Below are 21,306 nucleotides of genomic sequence, written 5' to 3'. Positions count from 1 at the left end.
AGCTGGAGAAGCGCCCGGCGAGGGGCGTATGCGCGCACCGGCGGGCCTTGCCCGTTCCGGGTGCGGGAACCGAACCTCGCCGAAGGGCGAGGCGGTCAGTGGATGACCGAGGTCTCCAACATGGATCTCTCCGTAGATGCCGCGCGACAGGTCGCGGGGCGCGCCTGATAGGACGTGTGTCGCGACGGAGTCAACGTTTCGCTGATGACAGCTTCGTGGCCGCGCCCGTGACGATGGGTCGCGACATCTTTGGTTGTCGGCGCGGTGCCGCTCCGTGCGTCCTCCGCCCGTCACCAGAAAAGGAGGATCGGAATGGCCTACGTGGATGGCTTCGTGTTGGCCGTGCCGCGCGCGAAGATCGACGCCTACAAGGAGATGTCCCGCGCCGCCGGCACAGTGTGGAAGGAATACGGCGCGCTGTCCTACGTCGAATGCATGGGCGACGACGTGCCCTATGGAGAGCTTACCTCCTTCCCGCGCGCGGTGCAGGCGACGGAGGATGAGGTCGTCGTCTTCTCCTGGATCACCTATCCCTCCCGCGCCGTGCGGGACGAGATCAACGCGAAGGTCATGGCCGATCCACGGCTGAAATGCACCATGGAGAACATGCCCTTCGACGGGAAGCGAATGATCTTCGGGGGGTTCGAGACGATTCTGGAGATGTGAGGCGGGTGACTCCGGGGGAGAGAAGGTATTCTCTCCCCCGGGGCCCCCACTCATCTATTTCTTCAAGGCTGCCGCGGGCGATGGGCCAATGGCGCGCGGCAGCCTGACAAAAATTGGATGGGGGTCTGGGGGAATACCTTCCCCCAGCCTTGCTTCACTCCGCCTTGATATCCAGGCGCCGGATCAGGTCGGACCAGGTGGCGAGCTCGGACGCGGTGAAGGCGGCCAGTTCCGCCGGGTTCATATACGCGGGATAGGTTCCGCTCTCCTCGGAGCGGCGGCGGAACTCCGGCATCTCGGTCACGCGGCGGATCGCGGCGGACAGGCGCTCCACGACCGGCGCGAGCGTGCCGGCCGGGGCGTAGATGCCGAACCAGGCTTCCAGCTCGAAGCCGGGCAGGCCGGCTTCCGCGGCGGTGGGCACGTCCGGCAGCATCGGGTGGCGGGCGCGGCTGGCCATGGCGAGCGCCCGGATGGACCCGTCCCGCACCAGCCCGACCACGGCGGGCGGCGTCGTGATCATCAGGTCCATCGTGCCCGCGACGAGGTCGTTCATCGCCGGTCCGGCGCCGCGATAGGGCACGTGCACCATCGGCGCGCCGATGAGTTGCGCGAGCTGTTCCCCGCCGATGTGCTGGATCGTGCCCGCACCGGAGGAGGCATAGTTCAGCTTGCCGGGATGACGGCGCGCATACGCCACCAAGTCAGCCAGATCGCGGACGGGCAGGTCCTTCTTCACCACGATGACGTGCGGCGCCCGCAGCACGAGGGCGACCGGTGCGAAGCTCCGCACCGGGTCCCAGGCGAGGTTCGGGAAGAGCGCGGGATTGGCGACATGCGTTCCGGAATAGGCCAGTAGCAGCGTGTACCCGTCCGGCGCCGCGCGGGCGACGGCGATGGAGGCGACGTTGCCGCTGCCGCCGACCCGGTTCTCCACCACGAAGGCCTGGCCGAGGGAGCGGGTCAGCGCATCCCCCAGCAGGCGCGCGGTGAAGTCACCGCCGCCACCCGGCGCGGCCGGCACGACGATGGTGACGGCACGCTCGGGGTAGCGCGTCTCCTGGGCACGGGCGCGCATCGCGATCCCCGCCGTGCCGAGCGCGATCAGGCCGCGCCGCGTGCTGCGCATCATGCATTTGTTCCCTTCCCTGTCCCCGCCGCCGCGTCCAGCCGCTCGAAGGCGCGCGAGCGGCGCCAGCGCACGCGGCTGTGGCGCAGCCCCAGCCCGGCGAGCATCGCCGCCACCCGCAGCGGCGCGCCGATTCCCTCCACCACCGGCACGCCGACCTCCCGCTCCACCCAGGCCGGGTCCAGCAGCACGGGGCATTGCGTGACACCCATCGCCAGGATCACGTCGCAGCCGGATTCCCGCACCAGGCGACGCGCGCCGTCGACGAAGTTCTCCGTCATGGCCGAGAGGTTGGCGCTGAGGTCCGGCAGGTCGAAGCCCGAGGCGCGCCAGCCCACGACCTGATCCTCCATGCCGTAGCGGCGCACGATCGCCCGCAGCAGGGGAATGAGGTCGTCATGGTAGACGAGCGCGCCGAAGCGGTCCCCGAGGAAGCCGGCCACGCGCAGCATCGACTCGGTCGGCGCGATGACCGGGATGTCCACCACCGACCGCCCGCCATCCACGCCGAGGTCGAGCGTGCCGAGCGGCACGACGGCGTCGTAGCCCTGCCGCTCCGCCTCCCGGAATGCGGCGATGAAGCCGGGGGCGACGAGCTGGACCTCGGCAGGCGTCAGGCCGTGGACGAAGGGCGTCGCGGGGGTGCGGACGATGCCGATCTCGACCTCCGGCGAGGCATAGGCGAGGGCCGCCCGCTCGCGCCGGCGGAACTCCTCCTCGGGGTAGTCGCCGATGACGAAGGCCACCCGCACGGGGTGGCGGAATCCGCGTCGCGCCTCGCTCAAGCCGTTCCTCCCGATCGTTCTGGCGCGGCGGGTTTAGACCCCGCCATCGCCGCTGTCTCCCGCCAGGGACCGATCAGCCGAGCGCGAAGGCGGGCGGTGGAGTCTCGCGTCCCAGCACCGCCTCCGCGACCATGCGGCCGGCGATTGGGCCGAGCGTCCAGCCATTGCTCGTCACCGCGTGGAAGAAGCCGGGGGTGCCGGGCGTTTCGCTGATCACCGGGCCGCGGTCCAGCAGGATGTTCGGCGCCGCCCAGGCGCGCAGCGCGTGCAGGCCGGACAGGGCCGGGATCGCGCGCCCCGCGATGTCCAGGTTGCCCTGCACGGACCAGCGCAGCAGCCGCGCCGCCCCGTCCGCGTCCAGCCGCCCCGGCCAGCCGCCGCCGATCAACAGGTGCCCCCCATCCCCCTGCTTCAGCGAGAGATGCCGCCGTGCCCATTGCACGAGGGGCCGCAGCATCGGCGGGCCGGGCTCCGTCACCACCACCTGCTGCACGATCAGCCGCATCGGCAGCCGCGCGCCGAGCATCGCCGCCACGCGCATGGCGTGCGGACCGGCCGCGTTCACCACGCGCCCCGCATGGAACGTCCCGCCCGGCGTCGTGACGCGGAAGCCGGTGCGGGACGGCTCCATCGCCGTGACGTCCAGGCCCGGCACGATCCGGGCCCCGGCCGCGCGCGCGAGGCGGATGAGCGCGGCGGTGCCGCGCAACGGGTCCATCTGGCCCTCCTGCGGGCACCAGGCGGCGCCGACGAAGCGGCGGTCCAGTGCCGGGGCGATGCGGCGGACCTCCTCGGCGCCGATCATCGTCGCCTCGATGCCGCGCGCGCTCTCGAAGGCGACCTTCCGCGTCAGCCAGCCGAAGGTGTCCGCGTCGTCCGCCAGGATCAGCCCGCCCTCGGTGCGGATGGACAGCTCCTCTCCCGCGTCCCGCGCGATCTCCCGCCACAGCGCGACGGAGGCCGGGCCGAGCGCGAGGGTCGAGACCAGCGGCCCCGGATCGCCCGTGTCGTCGAAGTCGTAGGCGAGAAGCTGGATGTGCAGCGACCCGGCATTCGTCGTGCTGGCACCCAGCCCCGGTTCCCCCCGGTCCGCCACCAGCACGTCCGCCCCGTTCCGGGCGAGATGCAGGGCGCAGGACAGCCCCACCACGCCGCCGCCGATCACCAGCACGTCGCAATCCGCCGGCACGGGGGCCGGTGGCGCGGTGGTCCAGGCGGGAAGCGGCGGGTCGGCCGTGCCGTGGTGGTGGCCGCGCGACGGGGCCTCCCGCATCAGCGCGGCGGCGGGCACCGGACGGACGGGCGCGCGGGGGGCGGCGAAGCCGGCCTCCCCGGACGCGGCGCCGAGGATCGCGTGCAGCGTCGCGCCGCAGAAGCGCCCGCCGCAGCGGCCCATCCCGGCCCGCGTGGCGCGCCGCGCGGCGACGGCGCCGCCATGGCCCTGCAGCGCGCTGGCCGGCACCTCCTCGCAGCGGCAGGCGATGGTGTCGCCGGTCGGGACGGGCAGCGGCGGCGCGGCGTAGAGGCGCCAGAGGGCGGCCTGGAATCGGAGGGCCCGGTGGAGCGCCCGGCGATCCGCCGCATCATCCGGCACCGCGTGGCCGAGGTCGCGCGCCGCCGTCAGCCCGGCCAGCCGCCCCCGGGCCAGGGCCGCCCGGGCTCCGCCCATGACCGCCCCGTCGCCCACCGCGAAGACGCCGGGCACCGAGGTCCGGCCATCCTCCTCCGTCACCGTCTCCAGCGTGCCGGCCGCGCCGACCCGGTGCGCGGCGCCGAGGGCGCGGGCGAGGCCCGTCTCCGCCTGGAAGCCGTGGTTCAGCGCGAGCACACCGGCCGCGATGCGCTGCTCGCCGGAGGCGGTCGCGATGCGCAGGGCGGTGAAGGAGTCCTCCCCCTCGCAGCCGAGCAGCGTGGCGCCCCAGATCACCGGCACGCCGGCCCGTCGCAGCGCCAGAAGATAGCGCGTGCCGTCCCAGGCGAGGTCCGGCGCGCGCAGGCCCATCCGCAGCGCGTCCCGCCAGGCGCGCGGGCCCGGGCGCGGTGCGGTCTCCACGACGGCGGCGACCGTGGCGCCGCCGGCGAGCAGCTCCGCCGCCAGTTGCAGGTTCAGCGGCCCGTTGCCGGCGATCACCACCCGCTCCGCCGGGGAGACGCGGCCGCTGCGGACGAGGGTCTGCATCGCGCCGGTCGTCATCACGCCCGGCAGGGTCCAGCCGGGGATCGGGACGGGCCGCTCATGCGCGCCGGATGCCAGGATCAGCCGGCGTGGCCGCAGGGCCAGCGCGTGGCCACCCCGCAGGGCCGCGACGGTCGCGGCGTGGTCCGGATCGGGGGCGGGGGCGATCTCCCCGTGGACCTCCCCGGGCGGGAAGGCGCCCCAGGCGACGCTGTCCTGCAGGATCTCCACCCCCGCCGCCTTGGCGCGGGCGCGCAGCACGTAGCCGGCGCGGAACTGCCGGTCGGGCTGCATCACGGCATGGGCCGGCGTGTCCTTGAGGTACTGCCCGCCGGCCTCGGCGCGCTCGTCCAGGACCAGCACGCCCGCCCCCGCCTCGGCGGCAGCGATGGCGGCGGAGAGGCCGGCGGGGCCGGCGCCAACCACCAGAACGTCGGGCGCGCGGGCCTCCTCGGATGGCCACGGCATGGAGAGCGGTGCCGGGAGGTCGGCACAGGTGCCCGTCACCTGCATCCCTGGCTTCGCCTTGGTCATGCAGGCCCGCTGGTTCACGTGCCCGCCCACGGCCACGAGGCAGTCCCAGCACGCCCCCATCCCGCAATGCAGCCCGCGCGGCACGCCGGAGGCCGTGTGGCGGAACGCCAGGATCCCGGCGGCCGACAGGGCGGTGCCGATCGTCTCCCCCGGCAGGGCCTCGATCGCGCGGCCCTCGAAAGTGAAGGTGAAGGGTTCGCCGGTCGGAACGGCACGCGGATCGGTCAGCCGCACGGCTTGCCGTGGTTCGTGTCTTGCATTCTTCTCCATGAGCCTGAGCGGGAATGGAGGGCAAGATGGCGGGCGAGCCGTTTCGGGGGACCTACACGGTCCTCATCACGCCCTTCACGGCAGATGGCGCGGGGGTGGACCTGCCGGCGCTGCGCCGGCTGGTCGAGTACCAGATCACCGAGGGCGTTCGCGGCCTGATCCCGCTCGGCTCCACGGGCGAGTTCCTGTCCGTCTCCCGCGAGGAGCGCGCGGCGATCGTGGACTGCGTGGTGAAGACCGCGGCAGGCCGCGTGCCCGTGCTGGTCGGCACCGGCGCCGAGGACACGCGGGAGGCGGTGGCGCTCTCCAAGGAGGCGGAGGCGCAGGGCGCCGACGGCGTGATGGTGATCCCGCCCTTCTACTCCGTGCCCACGGAGGAGGAGCTGCAGCACCACTACGACGCAATCGCCCGCGCCATCGGCATCCCCATCATGGTCTACAACAACCCGGCGACGGCGAATGTGGACCTGACGCCGCCGATCCTGGCGGAGCTCTCCCGCATCCCGAACTGCCGCTACGTGAAGGAGAGCACGCTGGAGGTGACGCGGGTCCGCGACATCATCGCGCTCTGCGGCGACCGGATGGAGGTCTTCGCCGGCGTGCTGGGTTATGAGAGCGCCTGGCTCGGCGCCATCGGCTGGGTGGCGGTGTGCAGCAACGTCGCGCCCCGCCTGTCGTCGGAGATGTTCGATGCCGCCGCCTTCGAGGCGGACCGGGAGAAGGCGCTGACGCTGTATCGCCGCCTCGCGCCGCTGCTGCCCTGGGTGGGCGGGCCGCGCTACGTCTCCGGCACCAAGGCGGCCTTCCGGCTGATCGGGATGGACATGGGCGCGCCGCGCCCGCCCCGCCTGCCCCTGCCCGCGCGCGACCTGCCGGCGCTGGCGGGGGTGCTGCGCGGCATCGGCCTGCCCGTCGCCGCGCCGCTCGCGGCCGAATAGACCCCCTCGCACCAAGGACCAGACGATGCTCCGCCGGATCACGCTCGCCGCCCTCGCCGCGGCGTCCATGGGGGCGGCGCTGCCTGCCCTCGCCCAGGTGCCCGCCTGCCAGCCCCGCGTCCCGGATTCGGAGCTGGTGAAGCCCCGCACCCTGACCATGTCCACCAACCCCACCCTGCCGCCGCTGCAGTCGGTGGACAGCGGCGGGCAGCTCCGCGGCATGCGGATCGACCTAGGCAACGAGATCGCGCGGCGCCTCTGCCTGACGCCGGAATACGTGCGGATCGAGTTCTCCGCGATGGTCCCGGGCCTCGCGGCGCGGCGCTGGGACATGATCAACACGGGCATCTTCTACACGGAGGAGCGCGCCCGGATGATGCAGATGATCCGCTACGAGAACAACGCGGTCGCCATCTCCGCCGCCCGCGGCAACCCGCTGAACATCGCGCGGCAGGAGGACCTGGCCGGCCGCACCGTGGGCGTGGAGCTCGGCGGCTTCGAGGAGCGCACGCTGCGCGCCATGAGCCAGGCGATCCAGAACGGGGGCGGCCGCCCGATCAACATCCGCACCTTCGACAACTTCGCCGTCGCCTTCCAGGCGCTGCGCGCGGGGCAGGTGGAGGCGGTGACCTCCATCGACGCCGTGGCCGCCGAGTACGACCAGCGCGGCGACTTCCCGCGCGTGCTGCACGGGATCAACGCCACCCCCGCGGCGCTCGCCTTCCGCTCCCGCCCCCTGGCGCAGGAGGTGTCGAAGGTGCTGACCGAGATGATGGCCGATGGCAGCCTGAAGGCGCTGTTCGACCGCTACGGCGTCGGCATCGCCGAGGGCGGCTTCGCCGTCGCCGGGCCGCAGTAAGCCGGGCGCGTGAAGGTCTGGGACTGGCAGGGCTTCTTCGACTACCTGCTGAACCCCTTCCTGCTGGAAGGGGCCTTTACCACCCTCTGGCTCACCGCCGCGTCGCTCGCGGCGGGGCTGCTGCTCGGCACCGGGATCGCGCTGATGCGGCTCTCGGGCAACCGGGTGCTGGCGGGGGTGGCCGGGGCCTATTGCTGGCTGTTCCGCGGCACGCCGCTGCTCGTGCAGCTGCTGATCATCTACACGGGGCTGCCGCTCTTCGGGCTGCGACTCTCGGTGATCGAGGCAGCGCTGCTCGGGCTTTCGCTGAACGAGGCCGCCTATCTCTCCGAGATCGTGCGCGCGGGCATCGGCGCCGTGCCGAAGGGGCAGCGGGAGGCGGGGCTGGCGCTCGGCCTGCGCCGCGCCACCGTGTTCCGCCGCGTCACCTGGCCCCAGGCCTTCCGCATCATCATCCCGCCGCTGGGCAACAGCGTGAACGGGCTGCTGAAGACGACCTCCGTCACCTCCGTCATCTCGATGGAGGAGCTGCTGCGGCGAACGCAGATCCTCGTCCAGGAGCGCTTCCTGGTGCTGGAGCTCTTCGCGGTGGCCGCGATCTACTACCTCCTGATGACCAGCGCCTGGGACTTCGTGCAGCGCCGGCTGGAACGCCGCTACGGCCGCGGCTACGGCACCGAGGCGACGGACCACCGCTGACGCGGCGTCTCACCGGCAAAGGTGCACCTCTGTCGGAGAGGGGGCGCGCGACGGGCGGGGCGGCCCTCCGGCCCGTGGCTCTACGCTCCCTCGACAATGCGGATGTCGCGCTCGGCCCCATCCGCCAGCGCGGCCAGCGCGTCCTGGTAATCCGGGCTGTCATGCGCCGCCTTGGCCTGCTCGACGCTGTCGAACTCGATGACGACGGTGCGCTGATGAAGTCCTGCCTCGTAGACGTGCGCTGGCATTCCACGAACCAGGATGCGCCCGCCGGCCTTGGTCACGGCCGCGCCGCTCAGCCTGGCGTAGGCGGCCAACGCGTCCGGGTTGCTGACGGACCGGTAGGTCGCGACCCAATAGGCCTTGGCCATCGCCCCTTCTCCTCGTATCGGCGTCGAAAGGTATGATGCAGCAAGCCTCACGGCTGCGCCAACTCACCCTGGCCGGGATTGATGCCGTCCTGCGTGCCCGGACTTCCCAGATCCATTCGGCCCGCGCGTCCGTGACAATCCAGCGGAGACCCTGCCCCCGGCGCGGCCGCTTGACGGGTTCGATCCGCGCGGGGAAGGATGGCGGCGTGATCCACCGCTGCGCCAAGCCCGCGACGTCGAAGAAGTGCCCCGCAAGGGGCACCCTGGATCGTCGCGCGCGGTAGCCACAGCGCCAGAGGATCAGGTTGGACCCCGCCGGTTGGACGGGGTCCCCTTCAGGTCCCGCCTCCGGCCCAGGAGGAGACGGACCCCATGCAAGCGAACCCCCTCACACCCGGCGGCCTCTGGCTGCCGCTCGTCACGCCGTTCCGCGACGGTGAACTGGACACGGCGTCGCTGCGCCGGCTGGTGCGGCACTATGCCGGGGAGCCGATCGACGGACTGATCCTCGCCGCCACGACGGGCGAGGGCCTCACCCTCGACGAGGAGGAGGTGGAGCGTCTCGTCGCCCTCACGGCCGAGGGGCTGGAGGCGGCGGGGCGGCGGCTGCCGCTGTTCCTGGGCATCTCCGGCAGCGACACGCGGAAGGTCGCGAAGGCGCTGGCGGGCAGCGCGGCCTGGCCGGTCGACGGGTATCTCGTGACCTGCCCCTATTACACGCGGCCCTCGCAGGAGGGGATGCTCCGGCACTTCACTGCCCTGGCCGGGGCCACCGCGCGGCCGATCCTGATCTACAACATTCCCTACCGGACGGGCGTGAACCTCGGCAACGCGGCGATGCTGGAACTGGCCGCGCTGCCGAACATCGTCGGCGTGAAGGATTGCTGCGCCGACATGGCGCAATCCCTCGAACTCCTGCGCCGCAAGCCGCCGGGCTTCGCGGTCCTCACGGGCGAGGACGCCTTCCTGCACCCGATGCTGACGCAGGGGGCCGAGGGCGGCATCACCGCCTCCGCGCATGTCGAGACGCGGGGCTTCACGGCGGTGGCGGACCGGCTGCGGGCGGGCGACGGGCCGGGCGCGCTGGCCGCCTGGCGCGCGGTCTGCGACCTGCCGCCGCTCCTCTTCTCGGAGCCGAGCCCGGCGCCGATCAAGCACCTGCTCTGGCGGGCCGGGCTGATCGACAGCCCGGAGGTGCGGCTGCCGATGGTCCCCGTGAGTGACAGGCTCGCCGCGCGGATCGAGCAGGAGATGGAGCGGCGCGGGATGGCCGCCCTGATCCCGGCCTGAAGGCCCCTGGCCGCGCCGGCCGAACCGGCGCGGCCCTAGACCGGTGCTATGAGCAACACCCAGAGCGGCAGGGTGACGATGGCCGCCAGGTGCTCGGTCGTCGTGATGGCCGCGATCAGGGGCGCGTCGCCCCCCATGATCCGGGCCGTGACATAGGCCGTGGCGGCGGTCGGCTGGGCCATGAAGATCACCGCCATGGCCGTGGCCAGCGGCTCCAGGCCGAGGGCCGCGCAGAGCGCCCAGGTGATCGCCGGCATCCCGAACAGCTTCAGCACGCCCGTCGCGGCCTGGAGCGTCACCCGGTCCCGCAGCGCCTTCGCCCCCAGCGCGGCGCCCACCGTCAGCAGCCCCAGCGCGACCGAGGCCTGCCCGAGCGCCCGCACCGTCGGCGCGATCCCCGCCGGCAGTCCGCCGAGCGCCGCGAGGAGGAATCCCGCCGCGCAGCCGATGATCAGCGGGTTCAGCGCCACCTGCCGCAGCACCGCCGCCGGCCGCGGCGGCCCGCGATCCCCGCCGAGGGCGAAGGCGAGGGTGGTGATCAGCTGCACCGCCGGCACGATCAGCCCCGTCGCCACCGCCCCGAGCGCGAGGCCCGGCGCCCCGAAGACCGCCCCCGCGATGGCGAAGCCCATGAGGTTGTTGAAGCGGATTCCCCCCTGGAGCACGGAGGTCATGGCCGGGTGGTCCGTCCCGAAGGCGCGCGCCAGCAGCACGGACAGCCCCGTGCCGACCAGAAGGGCGAGCCAGATCGCCGTCGCCATCCCGCCGATCGGCAGGGCGCGCAGGTCCACCGCCGACAGCGCGCCGGCCAGGAGGGAGGGAAGCAGCACCCAGAAGACAAGCTTCTCGACCCCCGCCCAGACCGCGTCCTCCCGCAGCAGGGTGCGGCGGAGCAGGGCGCCGAGCGCCAGCAGCCCGAAGGCCGGGACGAAGGCGTCGAGCCAGGCGGACATGGCGCGTCAGTCCCCCTGGCGGGCCGGCCGGCCGGCCCGTCCGCCCGGACCGTCTCCCGGCGCAGGGGGCACCGGGGTCAGGTCCGGTCCTCGTGCGGGACGTTCCGCGCCAGCCCGTCGAAGGCGTCCAGCAGCCGCCCGCGCCAGAAATAAACCGGGTCATCGGGCACCAGCAGCGGGAAGGCGGAGACGCAGCGCGCCCACTGGAAGCCGCCGAAGGCGATGTAGTCCGCGGCGCCCGCCGTCTGGCCGGACAGCCAGGGCCGCTCCCGCAGCACGGCGCGGAGGGGGTGCAGCTCCTTCCGGAAGGCCTCGACCTGCCGGTCCCGGTCGGCGGTCAGGGCGGCGAGGGTGGTGCCGTAGCGCGCCTCCCGCGTGCGGATGAAGTAGTCGGCATCCTCCGGCCTGAGGTGGCGGGGAATGTCGGAGACGACGAGCCGCGCGGCGCTGGCCACCGTCACCAGATCCGCCCAGCCCGCGATGAAGCGCGCCGCGGCCCGTCCGCCCTCCCCGCCGAAAAGGCTCGGGGGGCCGGGCCAAGTGTCCTCGATGTACTCCAGGATGCGGAAGCTCTCGAACACCGTGCGGCCGTCATGGCGCAGGACCGGCACCTTCTCCGCCCCGGCATCGGCGATCGCCATCCGCTCGGAGAAGCGCCAGGGGACCGCCTCGTGCGGGATGCCCTTGTGGGCGAGGGCCATCCGCACCCGCCAGCAATAGGGGGAGAAGCGCCGGGCCGGGTCGGCGCCGGCGAGGTCATGGAGTAGGACGGACATCCCCCGGACCTTGATCGTTCCCCCATGGAGCGATCAAGGTCCGGCCTGTAAGAGGACGGGCAAGAAGGCGGACCCCCCAGCTGGCTATGGCGGGGCGGGTGTCGCGGGGTCGGGAATCGGGAACGTGATGGGATCGGATGGCGTGCTGCTGGCGCTGGACCAGGGAACCACCTCGACCCGCGCCATTGCCTTCGACCCCCATCTCCGCCCCCTGGCCACCCGCCAGGTGGAGCTGCCGCAGCACTTCCCCGCGCCGGGCTGGGTGGAGCACGCGCCCGAGGACATCCTGAACCACGCGCTGGAGGTGATCCGGGGCGTCCTGGCCGAGGCCGGCCCGGCGGAACGGGTGGCCGGGCTCGGCATCACCAACCAGCGGGAGACGACGATCGTCTGGGACCGGGCGACGGGCCGCGCCGTCCGCCCGGCCATCGTCTGGCAGGACCGCCGCACCGCCCCGATCTGCGACCGCCTGAAGACAGAGGGGCTGGAGCCCCTGCTGGTGGAGCGGACCGGCCTGCTCGCCGATCCCTATTTCTCCGCGACGAAGCTCATCTGGCTGCTGGACCACGTGCCCGGCCTGCGGGAGGGAGCGGAGCGCGGCGCGCTCGCCTTCGGGACGGTGGATTCCTGGCTTCTCTGGCACCTGACCGGCGGGAAGCTGCACGCCACCGACGCCACCAACGCCGCCCGCACCGCGCTCTTCGACATCCGGCGCGGCGCGTGGGACGACGACCTGCTGCGCGCCCTGAAGATTCCCCGCGCCCTGCTGCCGGAGGTGCGGGACTGCGTCTCGGACTTCGGCACCACCGATCCGGCCCTGTTCGGCGCGGCCATCCCGATCCGGGGCGTGGCAGGGGACCAGCAGGCGGCGACGCTCGGCCAGGCCTGCTTCTGGCCGGGGATGGTGAAGTCCACCTACGGCACCGGCTGCTTCATGCTGCTGAACACCGGCACCACGCCGGTCCGGTCCGCCCACCAGCTGCTCACCACCATCGCCTGGCAGATCGACGGGCGGCGGACCTACGCGCTGGAGGGGGCGATCTTCGTCGCCGGCGCCGCGGTGCAGTGGCTGCGGGACGGGCTGGGGATCATCCGCACCGCCGCCGAGGCCGGGGAGCTGGCCGCCCGCGCCGACCCGCATTCCTGCGTGACGATGGTGCCGGCCTTCGTCGGCCTCGGCGCGCCGTACTGGGATTCGAACGCGCGCGGCGCGATCCTCGGCCTGACCCGCGGCGTCGGCGCGCCGGAGATCGCCCGCGCCGCGCTGGAAAGCGTGGCCTGGCAGACCCGCGACCTGCTGGACGCCATGCGCGCGGACTGGCCGGAGATGGGCGGCACCGTGCTGCGCGTGGATGGCGGCATGACCGCGAGCAACTGGACCATGGGCTTCCTGGCCGACGCGCTGGAATGCCCTGTGGAGGTGCCGGAGTTCACCGAGACGACCGCGCTCGGCGCCGCCTACCTCGCCGGCGTGGGGGCGGGGCTACTGCCGCCGCCCGACGCGCGGGATGATTCCCACTGGCACCGCCGCGCCCGCTTCGACCCGGGCATGAGCGCGGAGCAGGTCGCCAGCCGCCACGCCACCTGGCGCGCGGCGGTGGCGCGGACGCTCAGCACGCCGGGGTGAGGCGCCGCCCCCGGCGGCGCCCCGCGCGCCCCGGCGGTCCCTTGCGCGCCGCTACTGCCAGAGCCAGGACATGAGCAGGCCGCCTTGATTCCACAGGCGGTTCGGCCCGCGGTCCATGCCGAGCCCGCCGCTGCCCGCGGTGCGCTCGTACACCTCGCCGTAATTCCCGAGATGGCGGATGATGTTGTAGGCCCAGTCGGCCTGGAGGCCGAAGCCGACGCCGATGTTGTCGCTGCGCCCGAGGAAGCGCTGGATCTGCGGGTCCGCGCTCGTGCGGCGCATCTCCTCGACATTGGCGCGGGTCAGGCCGAACTCCTCGGCCTGGATGAGGGCGAAGACGGCCCAGCGGGTGAGGGCGGCCCATTCCGCGTCGCCGTTGCGGACGAGCACCCCGTGCATCTCCTTGAAGATGAGGTCGGGCAGCAGGACGAGGGCGTTCGGGTCGGGCGCCGCGAGCCGGTTGGCCGCGAGGTTGATCATGTCGTTCGTGATGGCGTCGCACCGCCCGGCCATGAAGGCGGCGAGAACGTTGGGCTGGGTGTCGAAGGCGATCTGCGTCATCCGGACCCGGTTGGTCCGCGCCCAGTCCTCCAGGGTGCGCTCGTTCGTGCTGCCCTGGGTGGTGCAGACCGTGGCGTCGTTCAGCTCGGTCGCGCGGGACACGCCGGTCCGCCGCTGCACCAGCAGGCCCTGGCCCGTGTAGAAATGGGCGACCGTCTGGGTCAGGCCCATCGTGCTGTCGCGCGCGAGGGTGAGCGCCGTGGTGCGGGAGAGCATGTCCACCTCTCCCGATTGCAGCGCGGTGAAGCGGCTCTGCGCCGTGGTGGGGACGAAGCGGGCGCGTTCGGGATCGCCGAAGACCGCGATCGCGACGGCACGGCAGATCTCGGTGTCGAAGCCGGTCCAGCGGCCGGCGGCGTCGGGAATGGACATGTGCGCGACGCCCGTGGAGACGCCGCAGCGCACCGCGCCGTTGCGGCGCACGGCGTCGAGGATCGGTCCAGCCCCCGCCTGCTGGACCGCGAGCAGGGAGGCCAGGGCGGTGCCGGCCAGCGACAGCAGCAGGCGGCGAAGGGGCGGGACGGGCATGGAACACCTCTCTCTGAACGGAGCCTTGCACAAACTAAGCCAGCTTCGTTGCATCCGCGCGAGAGGGTGGCCGGGCCGGAGGTTGCCCGACCGGGCGAAGGCGCGGGAGCGAGCGGCCCTCCGCGGGGCCATCGCGTCCTTCAGCCCGCGCCGACCTGCGCGAGCCAGTCCTGCAGGTTGTAGAAGTTCGTGACGCGGGCGATGCGGCCCTCGCGCAGCGTGAAGAACGCGCCGCCGGGCAGGGCGTAGGTCTGGCCGGTGGCGGGCGGCAGGCCCTCGTCCGTGGAGAGGTAGGTGCCGTGCACCACGTATTCCGCGGCGGCGCGGGTGCCCGAGGAATCCACCATGACCACGATGTCCTCCAGCCGCTCGCGGTAGCTCGCGTCCATGCGGGCCATGAAGGCGGCGAAGGCGTCGCGCCCGACCTCGCGGCCCCCCTGGTTCACGTCATGCGCCACGTCCTCGGTCAGCAGGGCGAGCATGGCGGTGCGGTCGCCGGCGTTGAAGGCGGCGTAGTAGGCGCGGATGACGGCTTCGGCCGCGTTCATCGGGGGTTCTCCGGGCGAAGGGGAATGGGATCGGAGACGGGACCGGGCCAGTCGCGGTGGTTGCGGACGGCGCCGTCCGCGCGGGCGCGGTCGAGCGCCGCGGGGTCGAGGGTGGCGAAGACCCAGCCGGGCGCGTCCGACGGGCCCTGCGCGATCACCCCATTCTCCGGGAAGCCGCGATCGACGGGGCCGAGGATGGCGGCGCGTCCGCGGTTCTCGTCCAGCGCGGCCAGCCAGGGCGCGTCCCCCACGGTGGGGGAGACGGCGACGTAGCACTGGTTCTCCAGCGCCCGCGCCCGGGCGGAGAGCCACACCCGGTTGAAGCCCTGCGGCGTGTCCGTGCAGGAGGGGACCAGCACGAGCCAGGCGCCCGCCCGCACGGCGGCGCGGACGAGGTCCGGGAACTCCGCATCGTAGCAGACCGCGATCCCGATCCGGCCCCAGGGGGTGTCGAAGACGGCGGGCGGCTCGCCGGGCCGGACACCCCAGGATTCCGTCTCGAAGCGCGTCATCACGCGCTTGTCCTGGAAGGTCACGGCGCCGTCGGCGCCGATCAGCGGGGCGCGGTTGCGCACGGTTCCATCCGTGCCGCGGAAGGGCAGGGTGCCGGGCAGGAGCCAGACGCCGTGGTGGCGCGCGACGTCCCGCATCGTGTCCAGCAGGGCCGGCGCCACGTCGCAGACGGCGTCCAGCTCCGCCGCCGCGTCGGCGTTGGCGCCGAGGGCGGCGGCCACCTCCATGGGGGCGTATTCCGGCATGACCAGCAGGTCGGCGCCGTCAGCGCCTTTGGCCACCAGCGCGTCGAGCTTCGCGGCCCAGTCGTCGAGGGAGGCGATCCGCGTCACGCCATAGGCGAGGGCGCCGACGCGGACCGGGCGGGCGGGGGGTGGTGTCATCGGCGCGCACCATCCCCGATCCGCGGCGCGCGGGAAACCGGTCGGGTCAGACGGGCAGGGGCGCGTCCGCCAGGGGCTTCGCCCAGAAGCGAAGGGTCTTCTCCGTCTCCCCGGCCTCGCCCAGGTCGCGCCAGCGCATCCGGCAGGAGAGGGGGATGGGGACGTAGCCGCGGCGCCGCCAGAACGCGTCCAGCGGCACGGCGCCCGGCGGGCGGGCGGGATGGTTGGCCGGGCGGTCCACGGCGCAGAAGGTGGCGAAGTGGATGCCGGGCACCGCGCGGGCATGGGCCTCCCGCGCCGCGAAGAACCCCACACCCAGGCCGTGGCCGCGCCAGGCGGGCCGCAGGACGGATTCGCCGAAGTAGAAGAAGCGGGCTGGGTCCAGGCCGTGCGCCTCGAAAGGTGCGCGAAGGTTCGGCGTCTCGTCGGCCAAGGGAAGGCAGGTCGAGGCGCCGATCGCCTCTTCCCCGGCCAGCGCCAGGATCAGGGCGGCGCCAGGGCTCTCGGCATAGGGGCCGTGGTAGCGGGTTTCGTAGCCGGGGTCGGCCTCGTAGAGGTAGGGCCATTCCCGGAAGACGGCGGCGCGCAGCCGGCCGAGGTCCGGGAGCCGCGCCCGCAGTGCCTCGCCCGTCAGGGTGACGAGGCGCGGCGCCGGTTCAGCCACCCGCGACGCCCCGCGTGTTCACGAAGACCGAGTAGAGTGACCGCGCGCCCGCGATGAAGAGCCGGTTCCGATGCGGTCCGCCGAAGCAGACATTCGCGCAGCGCTCCGGCAGCGTGATGTGGCCGATCGGCGCGCCGGCGGCGTTGAAGACGCGCACCCCGTCCTGCTCCTCCGTCCCCATGCCCCAGCCGCACCAGAGATTGCCGTCCTCGTCCACCCGGAAGCCGTCCGGCGTGCCGCCCGCCTCCGCCGTGATGAAGTCCCGCTTGGGGCCGAGCGTGCCGTCCGCGCGCACGGCGTAGGAGACGATGTTGCGCGGGTTGGCCCGGCTCTCCACGACGTAGAGGAGGGATTCGTCGGGGGAGAAGGCGAGGCCGTTCGGCCCGAGGATGTCGTCCGCCATCTTCCACATCCGGCCGCTGGCGGGATCGACGCGCCAGACGGCCTGGGGCATCTCGCTCTCGGCCCGCATGCCCTCATGGTCGCCCAGGATGCCGAAGGGCGGGTCGGTGAACCAGATCGTCCCGTCCGACTTCACCACCACGTCGTTCGGGGAGTTCAGCCGCTTCCCCTCGAACCCGTCGGCGAGGACGGTGATGCGGCCGTCATGCTCCGTGCGCACGACGCGTCGGCCGAGGTGTTCGCAGGTGATCAGCCGCCCTTCCCGGTCCCGGGTGTTGCCGTTGGAGAAGTTGGAGGGGCTGCGGAAGATCGTCGTCTGCCCCGTCTGTTCGTCCCAGCGGAACATCCGGTTGGCCGGCACGTCGGACCAGATGAGGCAGCGGTGGTCGCCGAACCACACCGGCCCCTCCCCCCAGCGGGTGCCGCCGGCGAGCTTCTGCACCGCGCCATTCATGTTGCGGTACTTTGCGAAGGAGGGATCGAGGTCCCGCAGCCGCTCATCCGGGTAGCGCTGCGAGGGAACCCAGGGGGTTTCGTTGCTGATCGGCGTTTCCATGCGGCTCAGGCTGCGACGGCCCCGCAACCTCCCGCAAGCCCCCCACGTTGACGGGTCGCACAGCGGGTGGAGGAATCCGATGCTCAAAGGTGGTCTTCTCTGGCTCATCGGGATCCCCATCCCGATCATCATCCTTCTCTGGCTCTTCGGCGCCCTGAACTAGCGCGCTCGGGCGGGGCGCTCTGCCCCGCCGCTGGCGCTGCGGCGTCCGGGCGCACAGGATGCGTCCCGATGGACGCCGCCCCGCCCCGCACCGTGCCGCGCAGCCCCCGGGCGGAGGCGACGCGCCAACGCATCCTCGACGCCGCGCTGGCGGAGTTCGCCGCCCGCGGACTGGCCGGCGCCCGGGTGGACGACATCGCCCTGCGGTCCGGCGCCAACAAGCGCATGCTCTACGCCTATTTCGGCTCGAAGGAGGATCTCTGGCTCACGGTGCTGGAGACCGCCTATGAGGCGAAGCGGGCGGAGGAGCGCGCCCTCCACGTGGGCGACCTGCCGCCCGCGGACGCCATGGCGCGGCTGGTGCGCTTCAATCTGCGCTACACCGCCCGGCACCCGGAATTCGTCTCGCTCCTGAACCAGGAGAACATCCACCGCGCCGCTTACCTGTCCCGCAGCGAGCGGGTGCGGGCGATGTATTCCCCCCTGCTGGGCACGCTGAGCGACGTGCTCGCGCGCGGCGCGGCGGCCGGGGTGTTCCGGCAGGGGGTGGACCCGATGCAGGCCTATGTGACGATCGTCGCGATCGGGCACTTCTACGTCGCCAACATGCACACCCTCTCGACCATCTTCGGCACGGAGCTCGGTGCCGAGCCGGCGCTGGAGGCGCGGGAGGCGCATTGCGTCGAGGTGGTGCTGGGCTGGCTGCGGCCTTGACGCGCGCGGCCGCGGGGCGGTAGGTAACTGCCCGGTTACCTTAGACTTGCGGGATGGAGACGTCATGGCGCAGCGGCGCATCGGCCTGATCATGCACGGCGTGACCGGGCGCATGGGGATGAACCAGCACCTCATCCGCTCCATCGCGGCGATCCGGAAGGACGGCGGCGTGCCGCTGCGCAACGGCGACCGCGTCATGCCCGATCCGATCATCGTCGGCCGCAACCGGGAGAAGCTGGAGGCGCTGGCGAAGGCGCACGGGGTGGAGCGCGTCTCGACCGACCTCGACGCCTGCCTCGCCAATCCCGACGACACGGTCTTCTTCGACGCCGCGACGACGCAGATGCGCGCGTCCCTCATCCGCAAGGCGATCGCCGCGGGCAAGCACGTCTACACGGAGAAGCCGACGGCCGATAACCTGGCCGACGCGCTGGACGTGTACCGCCAGGCGAAGGCCGCCGGCATCAAGCACGGCGTGGTGCAGGACAAGCTCTTCCTGCCCGGGCTGCGCAAGCTGAAGATGGTGATCGATTCCGGCATGCTCGGCCGGCTGCTGAGCGTGCGCGGCGAGTTCGGCTACTGGGTCTTCGAGGGCGACCTGCAGCCCACACAGCGCCCGAGCTGGAACTACAAGAAGAACGAGGGCGGCGGCATCATCCTCGATATGCTCTGCCACTGGCGCTACGTGCTGGACAACACCTTCGGCGAGACGAAGTCGGTATCCTGCCTCGGCGCCACCCACATCCCGACCCGCTACGACGAGCAGGGGAACGCTTATCAGGCCGATACGGACGACGCGGCCTACGCCACCTTCGAGCTGGAGGGCGGCATCGTCGCGCAGATCAACTCCTCCTGGACCACGCGCGTGCGGCGCGACGACCTCGTCACCTTCCACGTGGACGGGACGCATGGCTCGGCCATCTGCGGCCTGACGGATTGTTGGACGCAGTCCCGCGTGAACACGCCGAAGCCGGTGTGGAACCCCGACGTGCCACAGCCCATCAACTTCTACGAGGGCTGGCAGAAGGTGCCGGATACCCAGCCCTACCCCAACGGGTTCCGCGTGCAGTGGGAGGAGTTCCTGCGCTACCTCGTGGGCGACCGGGCGGATTACCCCTGGGACCTGCTGGCCGGCGCCAAGGGCGTGCAGCTCGCCGAGGCCGGGCTGCAATCCTGGGCCGAGCGCCGCTGGATCGACCTGCCGAAGCTGGAGGCCTGAGCGATGCCCGCCATCACCCTGCCGACCGCCGCCGGCACGCTCGAATCCTACCAGACCGGCGCGCCCGGCGACTTCGCCGTGGCGAAGCCGCCCTATCCCCGCATCGCCTTCGCCGCCGCGCATGTCGTCGCCGACCCGCTGGCGGAGCAGGACCCCTGGCTGGACGTGAAGGTGGACTGGGACCGTACCATCGCCTTCCGCAAGCACCTCTGGTCGCTCGGCCTCGGCGTCGCGGAAGCGATGGACACGGCGCAGCGCGGCATGGGGCTGGACTGGACGGGCGCGCAGGAGCTGATCCGCCGCTCCCTGGACGCGGCGAAGGACGTGCCGGGCGCGGTCATCGCATCCGGCGCCGGCACGGACCACCTGGCGCCCGGCCCCGACGTGACGGTGGACGACGTCATCCGCGCCTATGAGGAGCAGTGCGCCGCGGTCGAGGCGATGGGCGGCCGCATCATCCTCATGGCCTCTCGCGCGCTGGCGAAGGCCGCGCGCTCCCCGCAGGACTACGTGCGCGTCTATGACCGCGTGCTGTCTCAGGTGAAGGAGCCGGTGATCATCCACTGGCTCGGCGAGATGTTCGATCCGGCGCTGGAGGGCTACTGGGGCCATCAGGACCACATGAAGGCGATGGACGTCTCGCTGGAGGTCATCGCCGCCCATGCCGACAAGGTGGACGGCGTGAAGGTTTCGCTGCTGGACGACCAGAAGGAGATCTCCATGCGCCGCCGCCTGCCCAAGGGCGTGCGGATGTACACGGGCGACGACTTCAACTACGCGGAGCTGATCGCGGGCGATTCCCAGGGCTACTCGGACGCGCTGCTCGGCATCTTCGACCCGATCGCGCCGGCGGTGGGCGGGGCGCTGGCGGCGCTGTCGAAGAACGACCTCTCGACCTTCCACGGCATCCTGGCGCCGACGGTCCCGCTGTCCCGCCACATCTTCAAGGCGCCCACCCGCTTCTACAAGACGGGCGTGGTGTTCATGGCCTGGCTGAACGGCCACCAGGACCATTTCGTCATGGTCGGCGGCCAGCAATCCACCCGATCCATCCAGCACTTCTCCGAGCTGTTCCGGCTGGCCGACAAGGCCGGGCTGCTGCGCGATCCCGATCAGGCCGTGACGCGGATGAAGTCGCTCCTCGCGCTGCACGGCGTCGCCTGATGGGGGCGCCGGGACCGCTGTCGCTGAATACCGTCACCGTCAAGGAGCGGTGGGGGCTGAAGGACTGCATCGAGGGCTGCGCGCGCCACGGCATCCCCGGCATCTCCCCCTGGCGGGACGTGCTGCAGGCGATGGGCGTGGACGCGGCGGCGAAGGCGATCCGGGATGCGGGGCTTTCCGTCTCCGGCCTCTGCCGCGGCGGCATGTTCCCGGCGGCCGACGCCGCCGGCCGCGCCGCCGCGATCGAGGACAACCGCCGCGCCATCGCGGAGGCGCACACGATCGGCGCCGCCTGCCTGGTGATGGTCTGCGGCGGCCTGCCGCCGGGATCGAAGGACATCGACGGCGCCCGCGCCATGGTGCGGGACGGCCTGCACGCCATCATGGCCGAGGCCCGCGCCGCCGGCGTGACGATCGCGCTCGAGCCGCTGCACCCCATGACCTGCGCGGACCGCTCCGTGCTGTCCACGCTCGGCCAGGCGCTGGACCTGTGCGACGAGCTCGGTGAGGGCAGCGGCGTCGCGCTGGACGTCTATCACGTCTGGTGGGACCCCGCGCTGCGGGAGCAGGTCAAGCGCGCCGGGAAGCGCATCGCCGGCTTCCACGCCTGCGACTGGCTGGTCCCGACCACCGACACCGTCTTCGACCGCGGCCTGCCGGGCGAAGGGGTGATCGACATTCCGGGCATCCGTGCCATGGTCGAGGAAGGCGGCTATCGCGGCCATGTGGAGGTGGAGATCCTCTCCCGCCGCTGGTGGGCCGCCGATCCCGACGACGTGCTGGAAGAGCTGAAGCGGCGCCACGCCGCCTATTGCTGAC

The 21,306-nt window shown here is 72.5% G+C and carries 21 protein-coding genes; 10 read left to right on the top strand and 11 right to left on the bottom strand.

From position 1 onward, the window contains the following. Positions 1-312: 312 nt before the first annotated feature. A complete protein-coding gene (locus tag ACP6CK_RS18155; protein ID WP_426954707.1) occupies positions 313-666 on the top strand; it encodes a DUF1428 domain-containing protein in 354 nt (117 codons plus the stop codon). 154 nt (positions 667-820) lie between these two features. On the opposite strand, the gene ACP6CK_RS18150 is transcribed toward ACP6CK_RS18155, so the two are convergent. The 3 genes from ACP6CK_RS18150 to ACP6CK_RS18140 form a co-directional block, all read right to left on the bottom strand. Next, complete coding sequence (locus ACP6CK_RS18150) at positions 821-1,798, bottom strand: Bug family tripartite tricarboxylate transporter substrate binding protein (protein ID WP_426954706.1); 978 nt, start codon at positions 1,796-1,798, stop codon at positions 821-823. Next, a complete protein-coding gene (locus ACP6CK_RS18145; RefSeq protein ID WP_426954705.1) occupies positions 1,795-2,580 on the bottom strand; it encodes an aspartate/glutamate racemase family protein in 786 nt (261 codons plus the stop codon). Before ACP6CK_RS18145 ends, ACP6CK_RS18150 begins: the two co-directional genes overlap by 4 nt. A 73-nt stretch (positions 2,581-2,653) precedes the next feature. After that, a complete protein-coding gene (locus ACP6CK_RS18140) occupies positions 2,654-5,524 on the bottom strand; it encodes an FAD-dependent oxidoreductase (protein WP_426954704.1) in 2,871 nt (956 codons plus the stop codon). A 62-nt stretch (positions 5,525-5,586) separates the two neighbouring features. On the opposite strand from ACP6CK_RS18140, the gene ACP6CK_RS18135 reads away from it, so the two are divergent. From ACP6CK_RS18135 to ACP6CK_RS18125, 3 genes are read left to right on the top strand one after another with little or no spacing between them, the layout of a single operon-like run. Beyond that, positions 5,587-6,498 carry a dihydrodipicolinate synthase family protein gene (locus tag ACP6CK_RS18135; protein WP_426954703.1) on the top strand — a complete coding sequence of 304 codons (912 nt, stop codon included), beginning with the start codon at positions 5,587-5,589 and terminating at the stop codon, positions 6,496-6,498. Positions 6,499-6,523: 25 nt separating this feature from the next. Continuing rightward, on the top strand, positions 6,524-7,357 hold the full coding sequence (locus tag ACP6CK_RS18130) for an ABC transporter substrate-binding protein (protein ID WP_426954702.1): 834 nt from the start codon (positions 6,524-6,526) through the stop codon (positions 7,355-7,357). A 9-nt stretch (positions 7,358-7,366) separates the two neighbouring features. After that, positions 7,367-8,056, top strand: a complete 690-nt coding sequence (locus tag ACP6CK_RS18125; protein ID WP_426954701.1) for an amino acid ABC transporter permease — start codon at positions 7,367-7,369, stop codon at positions 8,054-8,056. Between the two features lie 80 nt (positions 8,057-8,136). On the opposite strand, the gene ACP6CK_RS18120 is transcribed toward ACP6CK_RS18125, so the two are convergent. Then, positions 8,137-8,427 (bottom strand): DUF1330 domain-containing protein, encoded by a 291-nt coding sequence (locus tag ACP6CK_RS18120; RefSeq protein ID WP_426954700.1) that lies wholly within the window; start codon positions 8,425-8,427, stop codon positions 8,137-8,139. A gap of 372 nt (positions 8,428-8,799) precedes the next feature. Here ACP6CK_RS18120 and dapA point away from each other — a divergent pair, with 372 nt between their 5' ends. Continuing rightward, a complete protein-coding gene (gene dapA, locus ACP6CK_RS18115) occupies positions 8,800-9,717 on the top strand; it encodes a 4-hydroxy-tetrahydrodipicolinate synthase (protein WP_426954699.1) in 918 nt (305 codons plus the stop codon). A gap of 35 nt (positions 9,718-9,752) precedes the next feature. Here dapA and ACP6CK_RS18110 read toward each other — a convergent pair whose 3' ends face one another. After that, positions 9,753-10,670 carry an AEC family transporter gene (locus ACP6CK_RS18110; RefSeq protein ID WP_426954698.1) on the bottom strand — a complete coding sequence of 306 codons (918 nt, stop codon included), beginning with the start codon at positions 10,668-10,670 and terminating at the stop codon, positions 9,753-9,755. Positions 10,671-10,747: 77 nt separating this feature from the next. Continuing rightward, on the bottom strand, positions 10,748-11,446 hold the full coding sequence (locus ACP6CK_RS18105; protein ID WP_426954697.1) for a glutathione S-transferase N-terminal domain-containing protein: 699 nt from the start codon (positions 11,444-11,446) through the stop codon (positions 10,748-10,750). Positions 11,447-11,573: 127 nt separating this feature from the next. Between ACP6CK_RS18105 and glpK the strand changes: the two genes are divergently transcribed. Next, positions 11,574-13,073 (top strand): glycerol kinase GlpK, encoded by a 1,500-nt coding sequence (gene glpK / locus ACP6CK_RS18100; RefSeq protein WP_426959945.1) that lies wholly within the window; start codon positions 11,574-11,576, stop codon positions 13,071-13,073. Between the two features lie 51 nt (positions 13,074-13,124). Here glpK and ACP6CK_RS18095 read toward each other — a convergent pair whose 3' ends face one another. The 5 genes from ACP6CK_RS18095 to ACP6CK_RS18075 form a co-directional block, all read right to left on the bottom strand. Then, positions 13,125-14,162, bottom strand: coding sequence for a transporter substrate-binding domain-containing protein (locus ACP6CK_RS18095; RefSeq protein ID WP_426954696.1), 1,038 nt, complete (start codon positions 14,160-14,162; stop codon positions 13,125-13,127). 140 nt (positions 14,163-14,302) lie between these two features. Next, entirely contained in the window at positions 14,303-14,710 is a 408-nt protein-coding gene (locus ACP6CK_RS18090; protein WP_426954695.1) for a ketosteroid isomerase-related protein, read from the bottom strand. Then, positions 14,707-15,606: a carbon-nitrogen hydrolase family protein gene (locus ACP6CK_RS18085; RefSeq protein WP_426954694.1), complete on the bottom strand. Its 900-nt coding sequence runs from the start codon at positions 15,604-15,606 to the stop codon at positions 14,707-14,709. Before ACP6CK_RS18085 ends, ACP6CK_RS18090 begins: the two co-directional genes overlap by 4 nt. Before the next feature lie 46 nt (positions 15,607-15,652). Then, positions 15,653-16,270, bottom strand: coding sequence for a GNAT family N-acetyltransferase (locus tag ACP6CK_RS18080; protein WP_426954693.1), 618 nt, complete (start codon positions 16,268-16,270; stop codon positions 15,653-15,655). Continuing rightward, complete coding sequence (locus ACP6CK_RS18075; protein WP_426954692.1) at positions 16,263-17,228, bottom strand: SMP-30/gluconolactonase/LRE family protein; 966 nt, start codon at positions 17,226-17,228, stop codon at positions 16,263-16,265. Before ACP6CK_RS18075 ends, ACP6CK_RS18080 begins: the two co-directional genes overlap by 8 nt. A 231-nt stretch (positions 17,229-17,459) precedes the next feature. Here ACP6CK_RS18075 and ACP6CK_RS18070 point away from each other — a divergent pair, with 231 nt between their 5' ends. From ACP6CK_RS18070 to ACP6CK_RS18055, 4 genes are all read left to right on the top strand, one after another. Beyond that, a complete protein-coding gene (locus tag ACP6CK_RS18070) occupies positions 17,460-18,104 on the top strand; it encodes a TetR family transcriptional regulator (protein WP_426954691.1) in 645 nt (214 codons plus the stop codon). Between the two features lie 64 nt (positions 18,105-18,168). Then, the gene (locus ACP6CK_RS18065) at positions 18,169-19,323 is read left to right on the top strand and encodes a Gfo/Idh/MocA family protein (RefSeq protein ID WP_426954690.1); all 1,155 of its coding nucleotides are present in this window, start codon (positions 18,169-18,171) and stop codon (positions 19,321-19,323) included. A 3-nt stretch (positions 19,324-19,326) separates the two neighbouring features. After that, on the top strand, positions 19,327-20,487 hold the full coding sequence (locus tag ACP6CK_RS18060; protein ID WP_426954689.1) for a dihydrodipicolinate synthase family protein: 1,161 nt from the start codon (positions 19,327-19,329) through the stop codon (positions 20,485-20,487). After that, positions 20,487-21,305: a sugar phosphate isomerase/epimerase family protein gene (locus ACP6CK_RS18055; protein ID WP_426954688.1), complete on the top strand. Its 819-nt coding sequence runs from the start codon at positions 20,487-20,489 to the stop codon at positions 21,303-21,305. The genes ACP6CK_RS18060 and ACP6CK_RS18055 overlap by 1 nt, the downstream gene beginning before the upstream one ends. Position 21,306 lies beyond the last annotated feature (1 nt).

It is taken from the genome of Muricoccus radiodurans (genome assembly GCF_050154705.1).
Classification (GTDB): Bacteria; Pseudomonadota; Alphaproteobacteria; order Acetobacterales; family Acetobacteraceae; genus Roseomonas; species Roseomonas radiodurans.
This window is presented reverse-complemented; position numbering and strand designations above follow the sequence as displayed.